The sequence below is a fragment of the Micromonospora sp. NPDC001898 genome (genome assembly GCF_042891255.1).
Classification (GTDB): domain Bacteria; phylum Actinomycetota; class Actinomycetes; order Mycobacteriales; family Micromonosporaceae; genus Micromonospora.
The window spans coordinates 208,757-226,880 of sequence record NZ_JBIATC010000003.1; the positions used below are offsets into that span (position 1 = coordinate 208,757).

General features: G+C 76.7%; 9 protein-coding genes. All 9 read right to left on the reverse strand.

The window, feature by feature from the left end; all coding sequences use genetic code 11:
* Positions 1-16 precede the first annotated feature (16 nt).
* Genes ACFYZF_RS08905 through ACFYZF_RS08945 form a run of 9 tightly spaced genes read right to left on the reverse strand, consistent with a single transcriptional unit; the run spans position 17 to position 17,758 of the window.
* Positions 17-1,840, reverse strand: a complete 1,824-nt coding sequence (locus ACFYZF_RS08905; RefSeq protein WP_387017415.1) for a condensation domain-containing protein — start codon at positions 1,838-1,840, stop codon at positions 17-19.
* Positions 1,837-4,650, reverse strand: a complete 2,814-nt coding sequence (locus ACFYZF_RS08910) for an amino acid adenylation domain-containing protein (protein ID WP_387017417.1) — start codon at positions 4,648-4,650, stop codon at positions 1,837-1,839. The genes ACFYZF_RS08905 and ACFYZF_RS08910 overlap by 4 nt, the downstream gene beginning before the upstream one ends.
* Positions 4,647-5,513: an SDR family oxidoreductase gene (locus ACFYZF_RS08915; RefSeq protein ID WP_387017418.1), complete on the reverse strand. Its 867-nt coding sequence runs from the start codon at positions 5,511-5,513 to the stop codon at positions 4,647-4,649. Before ACFYZF_RS08915 ends, ACFYZF_RS08910 begins: the two co-directional genes overlap by 4 nt.
* Positions 5,510-6,211, reverse strand: a complete 702-nt coding sequence (locus ACFYZF_RS08920; RefSeq protein ID WP_387017420.1) for a thioesterase II family protein — start codon at positions 6,209-6,211, stop codon at positions 5,510-5,512. The genes ACFYZF_RS08915 and ACFYZF_RS08920 overlap by 4 nt, the downstream gene beginning before the upstream one ends.
* Positions 6,208-6,963: a thioesterase II family protein gene (locus tag ACFYZF_RS08925; protein ID WP_387017421.1), complete on the reverse strand. Its 756-nt coding sequence runs from the start codon at positions 6,961-6,963 to the stop codon at positions 6,208-6,210. Before ACFYZF_RS08925 ends, ACFYZF_RS08920 begins: the two co-directional genes overlap by 4 nt.
* Positions 6,956-12,295 carry an amino acid adenylation domain-containing protein gene (locus ACFYZF_RS08930; RefSeq protein WP_387017423.1) on the reverse strand — a complete coding sequence of 1,780 codons (5,340 nt, stop codon included), beginning with the start codon at positions 12,293-12,295 and terminating at the stop codon, positions 6,956-6,958. Before ACFYZF_RS08930 ends, ACFYZF_RS08925 begins: the two co-directional genes overlap by 8 nt.
* Entirely contained in the window at positions 12,292-13,311 is a 1,020-nt protein-coding gene (locus tag ACFYZF_RS08935) for a TauD/TfdA family dioxygenase (protein ID WP_387017425.1), read from the reverse strand. Before ACFYZF_RS08935 ends, ACFYZF_RS08930 begins: the two co-directional genes overlap by 4 nt.
* Positions 13,308-14,396 carry a TauD/TfdA family dioxygenase gene (locus ACFYZF_RS08940; protein WP_387017427.1) on the reverse strand — a complete coding sequence of 363 codons (1,089 nt, stop codon included), beginning with the start codon at positions 14,394-14,396 and terminating at the stop codon, positions 13,308-13,310. The genes ACFYZF_RS08935 and ACFYZF_RS08940 overlap by 4 nt, the downstream gene beginning before the upstream one ends.
* Positions 14,393-17,758: an amino acid adenylation domain-containing protein gene (locus ACFYZF_RS08945; RefSeq protein WP_387017429.1), complete on the reverse strand. Its 3,366-nt coding sequence runs from the start codon at positions 17,756-17,758 to the stop codon at positions 14,393-14,395. Before ACFYZF_RS08945 ends, ACFYZF_RS08940 begins: the two co-directional genes overlap by 4 nt.
* Positions 17,759-18,124 lie beyond the last annotated feature (366 nt).

The following is an 18,124-nucleotide window of genomic DNA, read 5'->3' on the forward strand; positions in this document are numbered from 1 at the left end:
GATCTCGCTCTCCGGCTCACAGGTCGATGTCGATGTCGATGGTGGCTGCCGGGTCGGCGGCGGGCCGCGCGCCGGTCAGCACGCCGACCGGTCGGCCCGGGTCGGCCAGCACGGCGTCGAGGAGTTCCAGGTACAGGTCGGCGAAGGCGCGCACCGTCTCCGGCAGGAACAACCCGGCGTGGTACGCCCAGTGCACGCGCAGCGAGTCGGCCCGCTCGTAGACCTGCATGTCCAGGTCGAACATGGCCTGCCCGGTGGGGGCGATGGCCAGCTCCACCGGCCGGCCGAGGAAGTCGACCCGGGCCACCTCGTCGTGCTGCATCGCGAAGAGGGTGTCGAACAGCGGGTGCCGGTGCGGGTCGCGGACCGGCAGCACCGCCTCGACAAGGCTGTCGAACGGGAAGTCCTGGTGGGCGAAGGCGTCCACCACGTCCCGGGCCACCTCGTCGAGCAGCGCCCGGAACGGCGCGTCGGGGCGGACCCGGTGGCGCAGGCAGACGGTGTTGACGAACATGCCCATCGCGGCGTCCAGGCCCGGCGCGCCCCGCCCGGCGACCGGGGTGCCCACGGTGACGTCCGCGCCGTCGGTGGTCACGCCGTCGGAGCCCGCGCCGCCAGTGGTCGTCGCGAGGAAGGTCGCGTAGACCGCGAGCAGCAGTTGGAACAGGGTCACCCCCTCGCGGCGGGCCAGGGCGCGCAGCGCGGCGGTGCGGTCGGCGTCCACGGTGAACTCGACGACCCCGCTGCCGGCGGTCGGCGCCGGCCCGTCGCCCGCCGGCCGGTCGGCGTCGGTGGGCAGCCGGGGCGGGGCGGGCGGGTCGGCGAACCGGCCCAGCCACCAGTCGCGCCCCGGCGGCTCCCGCCCGTCGACCCAGGCCGCGTAGTCGGCGTACTGGGCGGGGACGGGCGGCAGGTCCCGGCCGGCGTAGCGGGCGTCGACCTCGCGCAGCAGCAGGGCCAGGGAGAGCCCGTCGGTGACGATGTGGTGCAGCTCCAGGGCCAGCTCCGGCCCGGCCGGGGTGCGCCGCAGCTCGGCGCGCAGCAGCGGCGGCGCGGCCAGGTCGAACGGGCTGACCGGCACCGGGGCGTCGGCGGGGGCGGGCACCTCGGGCAGCTCGAACGTCACCCCCGCCAGCACCCGCTGCACCGGCCGGCCCGACTCGGTGCCGAACGCGGTGCGCAGGACGTCGTGCCGGGCGATGACGTGCCGAAACGCGCCGGCCAGCCGGCCGGCGTCCACATCGGCCGGCAGCGGCAGCACCAGCGGCAGGTGGTAGGCCACCGACGCCGGGTCACGGGACTGGGCCAGGTACACCCGCCGCTGCTGCGGCGACAGCGGGTGCGCCACGCCGGCGGCGGCCGGGGGCAGCGGCGCGGCGGCCCGGGACCGGCGGATCTCGTCGGCGAGGGCGGCCACGGTCGGGTGACGCAGCACGGCGGCCAGCGACACCGCCACCCCGAACACCCGCTGGGCCTCCACCGCCAGCCCGGCGGCGGCCAGGGAGTCCCCGCCCGCGGCGTAGAAGTCGTCGAGGACGCCGAGCTTCGGCACCCCGAGCACCCGCTCCCAGACGCGCACCAGCACCCGCTCGGTGTCGTCCCGGGGCGGCAGGTACACCCCGTACCGGTCGTCGGGGGCGACCAGGTCGGCCGGGTCGAGCGAGTCGACCTGGACGACGTGGCGGGGCAGCTCCGCGTCGGTCAGCTCCGCGGCGAGCTGACCGCGCAGCACCAGCGGGTCGAGGTAGTCCTCGGCGACGACGTACACGCAGCCGTCCTTGACCGCCACCTGGCCGACCTGCGGCCAGAGCCGGGCGAGGGTGTCCACGTCGGGGGTCATCGGGCGGCTCCGATCGCCTCGGCCAGCCCGCGCACGGTCTGGTGCAGGTAGAGGTGGCGGGGGGTGAGGTCGGCCAGACCCTGGTCGCGCAGTTCTCTGAGCAGCCGCAGGGCCAGCAGCGAGTTGCCGCCGAGGTCGAAGAAGTTGTCCTCCGGCCCCACCTCGGTGCCGAGCACCCGCTGCCAGATCGCCCGGATCCGCTCGTCCAGCCTCGCGTCGTCGGCCGGCGCGCAGGCCGGGTCGGCGGGGGCAGTGATGGCGGCGGCGGGGGCGGGCAGCCGGGCCGCGTCGAGCTTGCCGTTGGCGGTGAGCGGCAGCGCGGGCAGCGCGGTGATCGTCGCCGGGACCATGTAGTCGGGCAGCAGCCGGGCCGCCCGACGGCGCAGCTCGGCCACCGAGCCGGCGGCGTCGGCGAGCACCACGTACGCGTGCAGCCGGGTGTCGGCGGCCTCCGCGCCGGTCTCGACCAGCACCGCCACGGCGAGCGCGGCCGGGTCGTCCAGCAGCACCTGGCGGATCTCGTCCAGCTCGATGCGGTAGCCGCGCACCTTCACCTGGTTGTCGAGGCGGCCGAGGTGCTCCAGCCGGCCGTCGGGCAGCAGCCGGCCCCGGTCGCCGCTGCGGTACATCCGCCCGCCGGAGAACGGGTCGGGCCGGAACCGCTCGGCGGTCAACTCCGGGCGGTGCAGGTAGCCGTCGGCCACCCCGGCCCCGCCGACGTGGATCTCCCCCGCCGCGCCCGGGGGCAGCAGCCGGCCGGCCGGGTCGAGCACGTACACCCGCCAGCCGGGCAGGGCCCGGCCCACCGACCGGCTGCCGGCCAGGGCGAGCCCCCGGTCGAGGGTCTGCGCGGTGACGTGCACAGTGGTCTCGGTGATGCCGAACATGTTCACCACCCGGCAGTCGGGCTCCGGGTGGCGGTCGTACCAGCCGGTGAGCATCCGGGCGTCGAGCGGCTCGCCGCCGAAGACGACCAGCCGCACGGCGAGCGGGTCGGCGGCCCGCCGGTCCACGTCGAGCAGCTGCGCGAACGCCGACGGGGTCTGGTTGAGCACGGTCACCCGCTCGGCGGCGAGCAGGGCGTGGAACTCGCCCGGGGAGCGCACCACCAGGTGCGGGACGACGACCAGGTGCCCGCCGGTGAGCAGGCAGCCCCAGATCTCCCAGACGGAGAAGTCGAAGGCGCTGGAGTGGAACATGGTCCAGGTGTCGTGCGGGCCGAGTCCGAAGTCGGCGGCGGTGGCGTCGACCAGGGCCAGGACGTTGCGGTGCGGAACCCGCACGCCCTTGGGCCGGCCGGTGGAGCCGGAGGTGTAGATGACGTACGCCGGATCGTCCGGCCCGCCGACGTGCGGCTCCACCGGGCCGGACCCCTCGGTGGACGGCCCGGCGGCGGTCAGGGCGGCGGGCGGCCCGTCGGCGGTCAGCTCGGCGGCGTCGACGCCCCCCGCGCCGACCAGCAGGGCGACGCCGGAGTCCTCGACGGTGTAGCGGATCCGGTCGACCGGGTAGGCCGGATCGACCGGCACGTACGCGGCCCCGGCGCGGAGCACGCCGAGCAGCACCGCGACCAGGTCGACGGAGCGGTCCAGGCAGACCCCCACCCGGTCGCCGGGGGCGACCCCGTGCGCCGTGAGGGCCCGGGCCACCCGGCGGGCGCGGTCGTCCAGCTCGCCGTACGTCAGCCGCTCGCCGGCGCAGGAGACGGCCGGCGCGTCCGGATGGGTCGCGGCGTGCCGGGCGATCCGATCGTGGATGGTGTCCTTCGGGGCGGGCAGCTCGCCGGGGCCCCGGCCCAGGGCGACGATCGCGGCCCGGCCGGCGTCGCCGAGCGGGTCGCAGTCGTCCAGCCGGCGGTCCGGGTCGGCGAGGATCTGCCCCAGGACCCGGACGACCTGGCGGGCGAACGCCTCGACCAGGTCGGCCGCCCACCCGGCCGTGCGGTGGTGGCAGGCGAGGGTGGTGCCGGCCAGGGCCAGGGTGAGCGGCCACACCGGTGCCAGGCAGGGCCGGTACGCGTCGGCGGTGCTGTCCGCGTCGAGCACACCCACCTCGACGTCGAGCAGCCCAGCCGGCACCGGAGCCCCGGGGGCCGGCCAGGGCGACCCGGGCCCCGCCGTGGCGAGCAGGTCGCGGGCGCCGCCGTCCACCGGCACCGCGACGACGGTCAGCCGCTCGCCGACGACCGCGCCGACCCGGGGCCGACGCACCCCCCGGTACCGGGCCAGCACCGCGCCGACGGCGGCGACCAGGGCGGTCAGGTCGGTGCCGGTCGGCACGGCGACGGTGTGCACGGCGGTCCGGTCCGCCCCGGGGTCACCACGCAGCCACCCGGCATCGCCCGCGTCGTCGCCGTCCGACAGCTCGACGGCCGACGAGCCGACGGCGATGGCGGGTGCGGAGTCGGCCACCAGGGCGGAGTCGGCCAGGGCGGGATCGGCCAGGGCGGAGTTGACGATGGTGAGCTGGGTGAGGTCGGTGAGCAGCGTGCCGAGGCGGTGCCGGCCGACGGCGTGCCGGCAGGCGACCAGCACCAGGTCGGCGCCGTCGTCGTGCCGCAACAGCACCGCCCGCAGGTCGGGCCCGCCGGCCGGCAGGGGCCGGGCCAGCTCGGCGTCCCGGCGGGTCGACGCGAGCCCCGCCCGGACCCGCTCGACCCACAGCCGCCCCGCGGCCAGCCGGTGCCGCCGGGTGACGGTGAGGTACCGGTCGGCCAGCCGGTCCGGGTCGGCGTCGGCGGCCAGCCGGACGGCCGCCGCGTGGCACAGCCGCGCCGGGTCCGGGTGCTGTGCACTGTGCTGGGCGCTCATCGGGTGGTGAACCCCCCGTCGACGGTGATGACGGCACCGGTGACCTGCGCCGACTCGTCGGAGGCGAGCCAGAGGGCGGCCTGCGCCACCGACCCGGGCTCGATCAGCGCGTTCATCGGCTGGGCCTGCACGAAGGTCTCCTCGTGCTCGGCGACCGGGACGTCCAGCGACCGGGCGATCTCGGCGAGCATCCGGCCCTCCACGTGCGGGTCGTCGCGGACCGAGCCGGGGCACAGCGCGTTGACCCGCACCTTCAGCGGGGCGTAGTCGAGCGCGGCGGCACGGGTCAGCCCGACCAGGCCGTGCTTGGCGGCGACGTAGCCGGCGAAGTGCCGGTAGCCGACCAGGCCGGCGGTGGAGGCGACGTTGACGATGCTGCCGGCGCGCTGCCGGCACATCACCTCGCCGACCGCGCTGATCATCCGCCACGGCCCGGACAGGTCGACGTCCAGCATGAGCTGCCACTCGGCCTCGGTGATCTCGTGGGTCGGCTTGCCCGAGGGCGCGGCGATGCCGGCGTTGTTGACCAGCACGTCGACCCGGCCGAACCGGTCCAGGCACAGCGCCACGGCGGCCCGGACGGCGGCGGAGTCCCGCACGTCGGTCCGCACCGGGTACGCGGCCACCCCGTACCCGGCGCACAGGTCGGCGGTGTGCGCGAGCTGGCTGGCCGAGCCGAGCGGGTACGGCACCCCGGGCAGGTCGGCGGCCAGGTCGACGAGGACCACGTCCGCGCCCTGTGCGGCGAACGCGACCGCGCAGGCGCGGCCCAGCCCCCGGGCCGCGCCGGTGACGATGGCGGTCTTGCCGGCCAGCCGGTCGCCGGTGACCACCGGAGCGGGCCGGGTCGGCGCGTCGGTCATCCCGCCAGCTCCCGCCGGACCAGGTCGAGCAGGGCCGCCGGGGAGTCGGCCAGGTACATGTGGCCGCCGGGCAACCGCTGCGCGGCGAACCCCGCCGAGGTGACCCGCCCCCAGCCGATCAGTGCGGCGTCCGGGACGAGGGCGTCGTCCTCGCCGCGCAGCGCGGTGACCGGCACCTCGATCCGCTTGTCGGACGCCGGCCGGTACGTCTCGTGCAGCTCCACGTCGGCGCGCAGCCCGGGCAGCAGCAGCTCCCGCATGTCCGGGTCCTCCAGCGCCGGGTGGGTGTAGCCGGCGAACTCCTCCACCCGGGCGACGAACTCGTCGTCGGGCAGGTCGGCGGCGGTGCGGTCCCGGCCCGACCAGGGGTCGGGCGAACCGCTGACGAACAGGTGCGCCACGGTCACCCCGGCCGTCCCGGTCAGCCGGCGGGTCATCTCGTACGCCAGGACCGCGCCCATGCTGTGCCCGAACAGGGCCACCCGGTCCGCACCGGCGACCAGTTCCAGCACCTCGTCGAGCAGCCCGTCGACGGCCTGCTCCATCCGGCGGTAGGGCTCCTCGACGAACCGCTTCTCCCGCCCCGGCAGCGACACCGGGGCGACCTCCAGCTCGGGCGGGGCGAGGCGACGCCACGGTTGGTACACCGACGCGCCCGCGCCGGCGTACGGGAAGCAGAGCAGTGTCGTGCGGGTCAAGACGGCTCCTTGCCGGCGAGGGCGGACCGGACGGCGCGCAGCAGCCCGGCATCGGCCCGGGCGAGCAGGTCGTGCCCGCCGGGAACGGTCAACGTGGTGCAGCCTGCGGTGGTCAGGTCGGCCCAGGCCGCCGCCTGCGTCGCCGGCACGTGCGGGTCGGCGTCGCCGACGATCGCGGTGACCGGGACGCCCACCGGGTCCGGGTCGCGCAGCCGGTAGCTGCGGCCCAGCTCGAAGTCGGCGCGGGCCGCCGGCAGCGCCGCCGCGGCCAGTTCCGGGTGCCCGGCGACGGCCGGTGGCATGGTGCCCAGCGCCACCAGTTCGGCGAGGAACGCGGCGTCGTCCATGGCGGACCAGTCCGGCTCGACGCCGGCCCGGTGCGGGGGCACCGCCGAGGAGACCACCAGCAGGTCGGCGGGGCGGTGGCCGCGCCGGGCCAGCCGCCGGACCAGCTCGAACGCCACGTACGCGCCGAGGCAGTCGCCGTAGACGACGTACGGGCGGTCCAGGTGGGGGGCGAGGGCCGCTTCCAGGGCCTGCACCAGCGGGGTCATCCGGCGGTGCGCCGGCTCGTCGGCCCGTTCCCGCCGGCCCGGGTACTGCACGGCGTTGACCTCGACGGACCGGGGCAGCCCGGTCCGCCAGGTCTCGAACGCCCCCGCGTTGCCGCCCGCGTACGGCAGGCAGAACAGCCGCAGCGCGGGGCGGGGCACCGGCGCGCGGACCACCAGCCAGGGCGTGTGCTCAGCCATGCCGGGCCACCCGATCCACGAGCGCCCCGAAGTCGTCCAGGGCGACGAACTCGGCCAGGGTCAGGTCGCTGCCGTAGCGCTGCCGCAGCCCGGCGACCAGCCGCAGGGCGCGCAGCGAGTCCCCACCGGCGGCGGCGAACCCGGTGTCGTCGGAACGCGGCGACACCCCGACGACCTCCCGCCACAGCCCGGCGACGCGGGCGGACCAGCGGGACCGGGCGTCGGTGGGCACCGCCTCGGCCGACCCGACCGGCGGCAGCGGCGCGGTCGGGTCCGCGGCCAGCAGCCGGGTGAACGTCCCGGCGAGCCGGTCGGCCCAGTCGTCGTCGAAGCGCCGGCCGTCGTACTGGAGGGTGAGGGCGAGCCGGCCCGTGTCCGGGGCCACCTCGACGTCGACGGCGAGGCTGAACGCGACGTCGACGGTGATCCCCCGGCTGGCCACGATCCGGGGGCCGGCGGCGTCGACGGCGGCGTGGAAGTGGGTGTAGTTGAAGAAGCTGTCGAAGCGGGGGCCCGCGCCGCCGGCCCGGACGATCTCGGCGAGCGGGAACCGGTGGTGGCCCATCAGGGACCGCTCGACGTGCCACGCGTCGCCCGCCAGCTCGGCCAGCGGCCGGTCGCGCAGGGTCGCGGTGACCGGCAGGGTGTTGAGGAACAGCCCGAGGGTGGCGTCGCTGCCCTCGCCCTCGGGCCGGCCGCCGACCACCAGGCCGGAGACCACCTCGTCCCGGCCGGCCGTCTCGCCGAGCGCCCGCAGGTGCACCGCCAGCAGGTACGCCTTAACCGGCACCCCGGCCGCGCGGGCGGCACCGGTGACCCGGTCGGTGACGGCCGGCTCCAACGGCACCCGCCGGGTGACGGTGATCCGGGGTGCCGGGCCGCCGAGCAGCAGCGGCGGCGCCGCCCCGGCGCCGTCCAGCCAGAACCGGCGGGCGGCCGGGTCGGCGAGGGCGGCCCGCTCGGCGGCGACGTAGGCGCGGAACGGCAACGTCGCCGGGGCCGGCGCGGACCGGCCGGCGCGGCGCCGGTCGTGGTCGGCCAGCAGGGCGCGGACGAACGCCTCCAGGCTCCAGCCGTCGAGGACGGAGTGGTGCTCGGCGACGACCAGGGTGAACCCGTCGGCGCCCTCGTCGAGGGCGTACAGCCGGACCAGCGGCGGGCGGTCGACGTCGAACGGTCGGGTCCGCTCGGCCTCGATCAAAGCGTCGGTCCGGGCCCGTCGGGTCTCCTCGTCGGCCCCGGCCAGGTCGTGCACCGGCACGTCGACCGGCACGTCGGCGTGCACCAGTTGCAGCGGCTCGGCGTACCCGCCGGGGGCGAAGCCGGTGCGCAGCACCGGGTGCGCGGCCACCAGGGCGGCGAACGCGGCCCGCAGCGCGTCGGCGTCGAGCGGCGCGTCGACCCGGTGCGCGGTGACGTTGTGGTACGTCGCCGGGTCGCCGGTCAGCTCGCAGTGGTAGAGCATGCCCTGTTGCAGCGCCGTCATCGGGTACGCGTCGACCACCCCGGCCGGCAGCCGGTCCCGGTCGGCGGCGGCCAGCAGCGCGAACGCCTCCGCGTCGGGGGTCTCGGCAGCCGGCTGGCCGGCGGCGTCGCCCGTCCCGGCGTCCGGGTCGGCGAGGCTGATCTCGCCGTGCTCGACCAGCTCCCGGATCGACTGGTGGACGAAGATGTCCCGCAGCCGGAACGACAGGCCCCGCCGGTTGGCCGCGACCTGCATCTGGATGCTGCGGATCGAGTCGCCGCCGAGGGCGAAGAAGCTCTCGGTCACCCCGACCGTCGGCACGCCGAGCACCTCCTGCCACGCCTCGACGAGGATCTCCTCGGCGCGGTTGGCGGCGGCCACCTGCGGGCCGGCGGGCCGGCGGCCCAGCTCGGGGGCGGGCAGGGCGGCCCGGTCGAGCTTGCCGTTGCGGGTCAGCGGCAGCGCGTCGAGGACCACCACGGCGGCCGGAACCAGGTGCGCCGGCAGCCGGTCGGCCAGCCACCCGGCCAGCCGGTCCGCCAGCGGCTCGCCGCCGGCCGGTTCGGGGGCGGTGACCACCGGGCGGGGATCGTCGGCGTACTCGGGGCGCACGGCGTGCAGGGTGTACCGGTCGGTGCCGACGAGCAGGTCGTCCTGGCGGGTGACCACGTCGAAACCGCGGTCCTCGAAGAAGGCGATCAGCTCGTCGAGGCGGCCCTCGGTGGCCGTGCCGACGCCGTCGTGCACCTCCATCGCGACCTGGTCGATCAGCGGCCAGTGTCGATCGTGCAGGCCGGCGAGCACGTCCGCCTCGGCCCGCTGCACGTCGATTTTCAGCAGGTCGATGCGCTCGGGGGCCACCTCGTCGATCACGTCGGACAGCGGCCGGACGTCCACGGTCAGCGTGTCACCGGCGAACCGCTCCTGGAGCAGCTCGTCGACCCGGTCGAGCAGGGCGTCCCGGTCGGCCTCGCCCCGGTCCCGCTCGTTGGTCAGGAACCGCTTGATGACGGCCCGCTCGGCGTCCGGGTCGGCGTACTCGGCGTGGCCGGACATCATGGCGTAGCCGGGATAGTAGGTGAAGCTCACCTGCCCGGGGCCGGCGGCGAGCCCGTACGGGTGCACGGTGGCCGGGACGCCGAAGGCGGCCACGTTGCGGCGCAGCGCGTCGGCCACCGACGGCACCGGCTCGAACGCGTGGATGGTGGCGTCGGGGCAGACGGCGTGCGCGAACAGGGAGAACATGCCGATGTTCGCGCCGACGTCGAAGATCGTGGCACCCTGGCGCAGCACCACCCCGTCGCGCAGGTAGACCTGCTGGACGAAGATCTCGTCGTACAGGTAGCGGGTCTCGTGCGGGTTGATCCCGACGACCCGGTCCACGTCGACCGTCGCGCCCGCCTCGGCCGGGGTGACGTAGCCGACCAGCCGGGCGCCGTGCCCGTCGTCGTCGCGGGCCACCACGGCGGCGTCGGCGACCCCCGGGTGCTGGCGCAGGGCGGCGGCGACCTCCCCCGGTTCGATCCGGAAGCCGTTGACCTTGACCTGGTCGTCGAGCCGGCCCAGGTACGCCAGCCGCCCGTCGGCGTCGAAGCGCACCCGGTCGCCGGTGCGGTAGACCCGCTCGGCGCGTCCCGACGGCAGGGTCACCGTGACGAACCGGCGGGTGGTGGTCTCCGCGTCGCCGAGGTAGCCGTCGGCGAGCTGGGGGCCGCTGAGGCACAGCTCGCCGGCCACCCCGGGCGGCACCGGCCGGAGCTGCCCGTCGAGCACCCACGTTCCCACCCCGGGCAGCGGGCGGCCGATGGTCGGCGCGACCCCGGCGGTGATCTCGGCGGCGGTGGCGTCCACCGTGCACTCGGTCGGGCCGTACAGGTTGACCGCGCGCACCCCGGGCAGCCCGGCGAGGGCGTCCCACAGGTCGGGGGCGATCGCCTCGCCGCCGAGCAGCAGCAGCCCCGGCAGCCGGGTCCGGCCCGTGGCCACCCCGTCGGCGGCGAGCAGGATGCGAAGCTGCGACGGGGTCAGGTCGAGCACGTCGACCTCGTTGGCGGCGAGCACGGCGGCCAGCTCGGCGCCGTCGCGGCGGGCCTCCTCCGGCACCAGGTAGAGGGTTCGGCCGTGGCCGAGCTGGACGAGCTGCTTGATCGAGGCGTCGAAGGTCAGCGGGGCGTTCACCGCGACCCGGGCACCGGCCGGGGTGCCGGCATGCACGGTGCGTTCCAGGGCGTGCGCCAGGTGGGCGGCGGCGCCGTGCGAGACCTGCACCGGGCGCGGGGCCCCGGTGGAGCCGGAGGTGAAGATGACGTACGCCGGATCGGCCGGCCGGGGGGCGGGCACCGCGGCGGTGGCGGTGGTGGCCGCCAGCTCGGCGACGCCCACGGCCGGCACGTCCCCGACGGCCCGGTCGCCGAGCACTAGGCCGGCGTCGACCGCGCGGACCAGGCCGGCGAGCCGCTGCGCCGGGGCGGCCGGGTCCAGCGGTACGTACACCGCGCCGGCCCGCAGCACGCCGAGGAACCCGACGACGGTGTCCCGGGACCGGGTGGCCAGCACACCGACCCGCCGGCCGCCGTGCAGGCCACGCTCGACCAGTCCGGCGGCGACCCCGGCGGACAGTTCGCGCAGCTCCCCGAAGGTGTACGCCCCGTCGGCGGCGACCACCGCGTCGGCGTCCGGGTCGGCGGCGGCGAGCCCGTCGTCGAGCAGCTCGGCGAGGGTGCGGGTGGGCGCGTCGGACGCGCTGCCGGCGGCCTCGGCCAGCCAGCCCGCCTCGGCCGCGCCGAGCAGGGCCAGCGGGGTGCCGTCGGTCAGCGCGCCGGGCAGCGTGCCGAGGACGGCGAGCAGCCCGTCGCGCAGCGCCCGGCCGCCGGTCACCCGCAGGGTCACCGCGTCCGGGCCGCACACGGCGGTCAGGTGTGGGCCGGCGGGCGGCGGCGGGACGGCGACCTCCACGGCGGTGGCGCCGAGGCCGGCCAGGGTCGACGGGGCGAGGGCCGGCACGGCGGCGAAGCCGGCCACCGCGTCGGAGTCGACTCCGACCGGCTCCAGCAGGTGGAACGCCTCCTCGGCCGGGCGCTCCGCGCCGCGTACCTCGTCGAGGAGCTGCTTGGGCGCGGCCGGCAGGGGCAGGCCGAGCCGGACCGGCGCGTAGCCGCCCAGCGGCCCGACCACGGCGGCGGTCCCGTCGGCGTGCCGGCCGTCGGTCCACCGGGCGAGCACCAGCTCGGCGTCGTCGGCCCCGGCGGGCGGCTCGGCCCGGCGGGACAGGGTCAGCGCCCACGCGGCGAGCAGCAGGCTGGGCACGCCCACCCCGGCGGCCTCGGCGGCGGCGGCCAGCGGGCCGAGCGGCACGTCCGCCTCGGCCGGCCCGTCGTCGGCGTCGCCGTGCGGGGCGACCAGCCGGGCGGCGGGCGCGGCGGGGACCGCCGACGGCTGCGCCTCCTGGCGTTCGCCGAGCTGCCACTCGGAGACGTCGAGGAACTGCAACCCGTCCGGGTCGTCGGCGAGGGCCTGACCGGCGTACGCGGCGGCCAGGTCGGCCAGCACCAGCCGCAGGCTCGCCGGGTCGGCGAGCAGCGGGGTGGCGGCCAGCTCCAGGGTGTCGTCGGTGAGGGTCACCGACAGCTCGCCGGCCGCGCCGACGGTGACCGACCGGGCGTCGTCGACGTCCTGCAACGGCACCCGCAGGCCGGGGTGGTGCACCAGGGTCAGCCGCAGCGCCTCGTGCCGGGCGACCACCGCGTCCACGGCGGCCTGAAGGCGCGCGGCGTCCAGCGGCCGGTCCAGGCGGACCTGGGCCCGGACCAGCTCCCGCGCGCCGGTGTAGGCGAGCCGCTGGACCGGGGAGAGTCGGTAACCGTTCACACCACGCTCCGGTTGACGTAGAGGTCGGACATGGCGACCAGGATCTGCCGGTCGCCGGAGAAGGGCTCCCGGCCGTGGGTGGCGAGGAAGTTGTCCACCACCAGCACGTCGCCGCGCTGCCACGGGACGGAGACGGCGTGCTCGCGGTACAGGTCGCGGATGCCGGCGACCACCTCGTCGTCGATCGGGCTGCCGTCACCGTGGTACGCGTTGCGGGGCAGCCCCTCCGGGCCGTACTCGCGCAGCAGGGCGGCGGCGACCTCCGCCGGCAGGTTCGAGGAGTGGAACAGGTGGGCGTGGTTGAACCACACGGTCTCGCCGGTGCGCGGGTGGGTGGCGGTGGCCTGCCGGCGGGCGCGGGTGCGCAGCCCGTCGTCGCCGAGCCAGGTGAACTCGGTCGCCGACGCGGCGCAGTACGCCTCCACCTCGGCCCGGTCGGTGGTCTGGAACGCCTCCTGCCAGGGCAGGTCCAGGTGCGGGCCGTAGTTGCGCACGTAGCACAGGCCGTCGCGGGTGAACCGCTCGCGCACCTGCGCCGGGATCCGTGGGGTCACCACCCGCTCGCTGGCCAGCGGGGTGGCCCCGCCGTCGCCGGTGGCCGGCTGGGCGCACCAGAAGTACAGGTGGGTGGGCCAGTTGTGCGAGTACGACATCTCGTGGTGCAGCGGGATCCACTGTTCGGCGTTGAACTCGGTGGAGGTGAACACCCGGTCGGCGACCTCGTGGCGGGGGGCGGCCCGCTCCAGGTAGCCGAGCAGGTCCGGGGTGACGGCGCGGGCGGCGCGGCTGAAGTCGTCGGGGGTGCCCACCTCGAAGCCGCGGAAGAAGACCGCGCCGTACGAGTCGAGGTCACGCAGCAGCTCGTCGTGGCGGCCGGTGAGCCAGCCGGCGAGGTCGAGGTCCGGCACGGTGGCCTCCACCAGCAGCACGAACGTGTCGTCGACCAGCACCCGGCGGGTGACCGGCGCGGCGGCTGCGGAGGTCGCGCCGCGGCGGCGCGGTCCCGGCCCGCTCACGACCGGCGTCCCGTCGTCGCCGTGCCCGCCGGCACGGACGCTGCCCCGGGCCCGGGGGACGCGGCCTCGGGGGCGGCGAACGGGTCGGACATCGCGGTGAGGATCCGCCGGGGCGGCGTGAACGGCTCCCGGGCGTGCGCGGCGAGCATGTTCTCCACCAGCAGCACATCCCCGCGCCGCCAGGAAAACGACCGGGTCTCGGCCGCGTACGCGGCGCGCAGCTCGGCGAGTACGTCGTCGCCGATCGGGGTGCCGTCGCCGTACGTGGTCTGGTAGGGCAGGTCCTCCTCGGCGAGCGCCCGGCGCAGCCCGGCGCTGACCTCCTCGGGCAGGGAGGTGACGTGGAAGAACAGCGCGTGGTTGAACCAGGTGCGCTCCCCGGTGACCGGGTGCTCGCGTACCGCCGGGCGGACCTGCCGGGTGCGGAGCTGCTCGTCGCCGACCCACTGCACCTCGATCGCCGACCGGGCGCAGTACGCCTCCACCTCGGCGCGGCTGTCGGTCTGGAACGCGGTCTGCCAGGACAGGCTGATCCCGGGCAGGTAGTTGCGCTGGTAGCCGACCCCGCCCCGGCGCTCGAACTCCGCGACGGTGGCCGGGTTCAGCCGGGCCAGCACCCGCCGGCTGTCCGCCAGCGGGGTGCGCCCGCCCGCGGCCGGCTCGGTCTCGCAGAAGAACACGATCCGCAGCGGCCAGTTCAGCGTGTACGACTGCTCGTTGTGCAGCACGATCGGCTGGTCGGCGGGGTGCTCGGTGGAGGTGTACACGCCCTCGGTCACCTCGCTGCGCGGCGAGGAGCGTTCGCCGTAGCTGAGCACGTCGCCGGAGAGGGCGGCCATCGCGGTGCGGAAGTCGGCGGCGTCGGCCACGGCGAAGCCCCGGAACAGGACGGCGGCGTGCCGCCGGGCCAGCTCGTCGACGGTGGCCCGGTTGCCGGCCAGCCAGGTCGCCAGGTCCAGGTCGGGCAGGTTGGCCTGGACGAGGACCGGCAGCGGCCCGCCGGGCCAGTCGGGACGCACGTCGACCACGGCTCGTTCCCGGTTGCGGCGCGGGATCACCGGTGCCACCCGGATCTGCTCAGTCATCTCTCGTTCCCCCAAGGGTCATCGACACACTCGGCGAGGCTGCGCTGCGGGTCGGTGGCCGCCCGGCGCAGCACCTCGGTGAAGCGGCGGTGCCAGGCGGTGACACGCCCGCCGTCGAACAGGTCGGTGCGGTAGGTCCACAGCGCTTCCAGGTCGCCCCGGCGCTCGTCCAGCCAGAGGGTCAGGTCCAGCCGGGCCGCGTCCGGCGCGAGTTCCACCCCGGCGAAGTCCAGCCCCCAGGCGCCGTTCCAGGTAGCCGCCGGGGCGTTCTGCACGCCGAAGGCGACCTGGACGAGAGGGCTGCGGTGCGGGTGGCGGGCCGGTCGCAGCCGCTCGACCACGGCGTCGAACGGCACGTCCTGGCGGGCCGCGGCGGACAGGGCGGCGTCGCGGGCCTCGGCGAGCAGGTCGGCGAAGGACCGGCCCGGCGCGGGACGCAGCCGCAGCGGCATGGTGTTGACGAAGCAGCCGATGCTCTCCTCAGCCGGCACGCTGGTCCGGCCGGCGAAGGCCGTGCCGACGAGCAGGTCGGTGCGCCCGGTCCTCGCGCCGAGCAGGGTGGCGAAGGCGGCCAGGCCGACCATGTAGAGGCTGGCCCGGTGCGCCCGGGCGAGCTGTCGGACGGCGGCGGCGGTGTCGGGGGCGACCGGAACACGCAGGCTGGCCCCGTCGGGCCGGTCCGTGACCCCGGCTCCCCGCGCCGAGGTCGGCCGCGCGGTCGGGCCTGTGGTCGGGCCTGCGGTCGGGCCCTCGACTGGGCGGGCGGCGTCGGGGGTGGCCGGGCGGGCGGCGAGGTCCAGCAGGGTAGGCGCGCCGCGCAGCCCGGCGGCGACCTCGTCGAGGGCCCGGCGGCCGGCCGGACCGGCCAGCCAGTCCCGCTGCGCCAGCGCGAAACCGGCCGGGCCGGGCGCGGGGTGGGCGGGCCACGGCGGCCGGGGCCGGGTGACCCGCACGGCCGCCTCGCGCTCGCTGTCGTAGCAGCGGCCGAGGTCGCGGACCAGGACGCTGAACGACCAGTCGTCGCAGACGATGTGGTGGGCGACCAGCAGCAGCGCGAAGCGCCGCTGCCCGCCGCCGACCAGGTGGGCGCGCAGCAGCGGCCCGGCGGCCAGGTCCATCGGGGTGCGGGCGCTGGTCGCGGCGATCCGGGCGACCCGCTCAGCCAGCGGCACCCCCGGCAGGGGCGCCTCGATGACCAGCTCCACCTGCGGGTCGTCGTGCACCCGCTGGACCGGGCCCGCCGCGGAGCCAGGAAAGACGGTGCGCAGCGCGGGGTGCCGGGCGACCACCCGGCGCAGGGCCCGGGCCAGCGCCGCCCGGTCCACGGGCCCGTGCAGCTCGACCATGTAGGACACCAGGTACGAGGTGTCGGTGGGGTCGAGCTGGTGCAGGAACCACAGCCGGCGCTGCGCCGCCGACAGCGGTGCGTCCGCCTCCCCCGCCATCCCGGCGGTCGGCCCGTCCATGGCGGCGGCGGACCATCCGGCGGCGGCGGGGGCGATCGCCGTAGACGTCGCCATGTCCTCTGTGGGCCTTGGGCCTCCCCCCGGATCCGACGGGCGGCGGGAGGTCGGCGGCCGGGCGGCGAGGTGAGCGGCGAGGGCGGCCACCGTGGGGTGGTCGAAGAGCGCGGCCGGCGGCACCGGGACGCCGATGACGGCGGTGAGCCGGGCCGCGCACCGCACCGCCAGCAGGGAGTCGCCGCCGAGGTCGAAGAAGTCGGCGTCCAGCCCGGTGACCGGCACGCCGAGCACGTCCCGCCACACAGCGGCCACCTCGCCGGCCGGGCCTGCGTCGCCCGCGTCGAGATCGGCCGTGGCGGGAGCAGCATCGGAATCGGCCCAGGTCGGCGCGGGCAGCGCCGCCCGGTCGGTCTTGCCGCTCGGCGTGGTGGGCATCCGGTCCAGCCAGACCACCACGGCCGGCACCATGGGGGCGGGCAGCCGCTCGCGCAGCCGGGCCGGCACGTCGTCGCGGTGCTGGCCGACCAGGTAGCCGACCAGCACCGGGTCGCCGCTCGGCCCGGTGCGCACCGCGGCGGCGGCCTCGCGTACGCCGGGCAGGGCGGCGAGGGCGGCGCCGACCTCGCCCAGCTCGATCCGGTGCCCGCGCAGCTTCACCTGGTCGTCGAGTCGGCCGAGGAACTCCAGTTGCCCGTCGGGGCGCAGCCGCACCCGGTCCCCGGTTCGGTACATCCGGTCGCCGGGGCGGAACGGGTCGTCGAGGAAGCGGGCCGCGGTCTCCTCGGGGCGGCCGAGGTAACCCCGGGCCAGGCCGGCGCCGGCCAGGTGCAGCTCGCCGGGGGTGCCGGACGGAACGGGCACGCCGTCGGTGTCGAGCACGTACGTCCGGGTGTGCGGCAGCGGCCGGCCGATCGGCGGCACCGTCTCGTCGGCGGTGACCTCCGCCCAGGTCGAGTAGGTGGTGTCCTCGGACGGGCCGTACAGGTTGAGCAGCCGGCGTACCCCCGGTCGGGCCAGGACCCTGGCGGCGAGGGCGGCGGTCAGCGGCTCGCCGGCCAGGCAGACGGTGCGCACGCCGGCCGGCAGGGCGTCGGCGGCGAGCAGCTCGCTCATCGCCGAGGGGACGGTGTTGACCAGGGTGACCGGCAGCCGGGCGGCGTCCGGCGCGGCGAGCGCGAGGACGGTGTCGACCAGCACGACCCGCCCGCCCCAGCAGAGTGGCCCGAAGATCTCGAAGATCGACAGGTCGAAGCAGACGCTGGTGGCGGCGAGCATGCCGCCGAGTTCCTCGTCGGCGAAAGCGGACCGGATCCAGTGCATCAGCACCGACGCGGAGCGGTGCTCGACGGCCACGCCCTTGGGGCGGCCGGTGGAGCCGGACGTGTAGATCACGTAGGCCAGGTCGGACGGGGCGCCGCCGACGTCGGGACGGTCGGCCGGCTGGTCGGCGAGGTCGAGGGCGTCCAGCGGCAGCGCCGCGCCGCCGAACCGGTCGGCGAGGCCGGAGCGGGTGAGCACCACCCGGGCGCCCGAGTCCTCGGTCATGAACGCCACCCGGGCCGGCGGGTACGCCGGGTCGAGCGGCACGTACGCCGCGCCGGCCTTGAGCACGGCGAGCAGCGCGACGACCAGGTCGACGTCGCGGGTGAGGCAGACGCCGACCCGGTCCTGCCCGGTGACGCCCCGGGCGAGCAGGGCCCGGGCGAGCCGGTTGGCGGACTCGTCGAGCTGACGATAGGTCAGCGCGCGGTCGCCGTGGCGCACCGCCTCCGCGTCGGGGGTCCGTCCCACCTGGGACTCGACCATCCGGTGCAGACAGTCGACGATGACCGGGGTGCCGGAGGCGCGGGGGGTGGTGGACCGGCGGACCGGACCGGTGGGCCGGACGGAGGTGGTCACTCCCGCCCGCGATTCGTCGTACGCATGCAGCCAAACACCGAACGCCCCCCAGGATCGTGACGGTACGTGTGCTCCGGATGACCCCTCGGCAGGTCAACGCCTCGGGCCCTTCACGCTCTGCTACTTAAAGCGATCAATTGATCGCTCTCCGGTGAGAGGTTCCACGAGCATCGACGGCACTGCCAAGAGCCCTCCCGAAATACGGGACGGTGTTGGCGAAACCCGGAACGGGGGTGTTCGGCCGCGCACCCGGGCCGACGATCACCCCCGAGGCGTTCACCAGCGCCGATGCCCGCCCGCGCGAGCCTCCGCCCGCCTTCCCCGGGGCCGTTCCTGTCAGGAAGACGCCATCGGCCTCGGGACCTT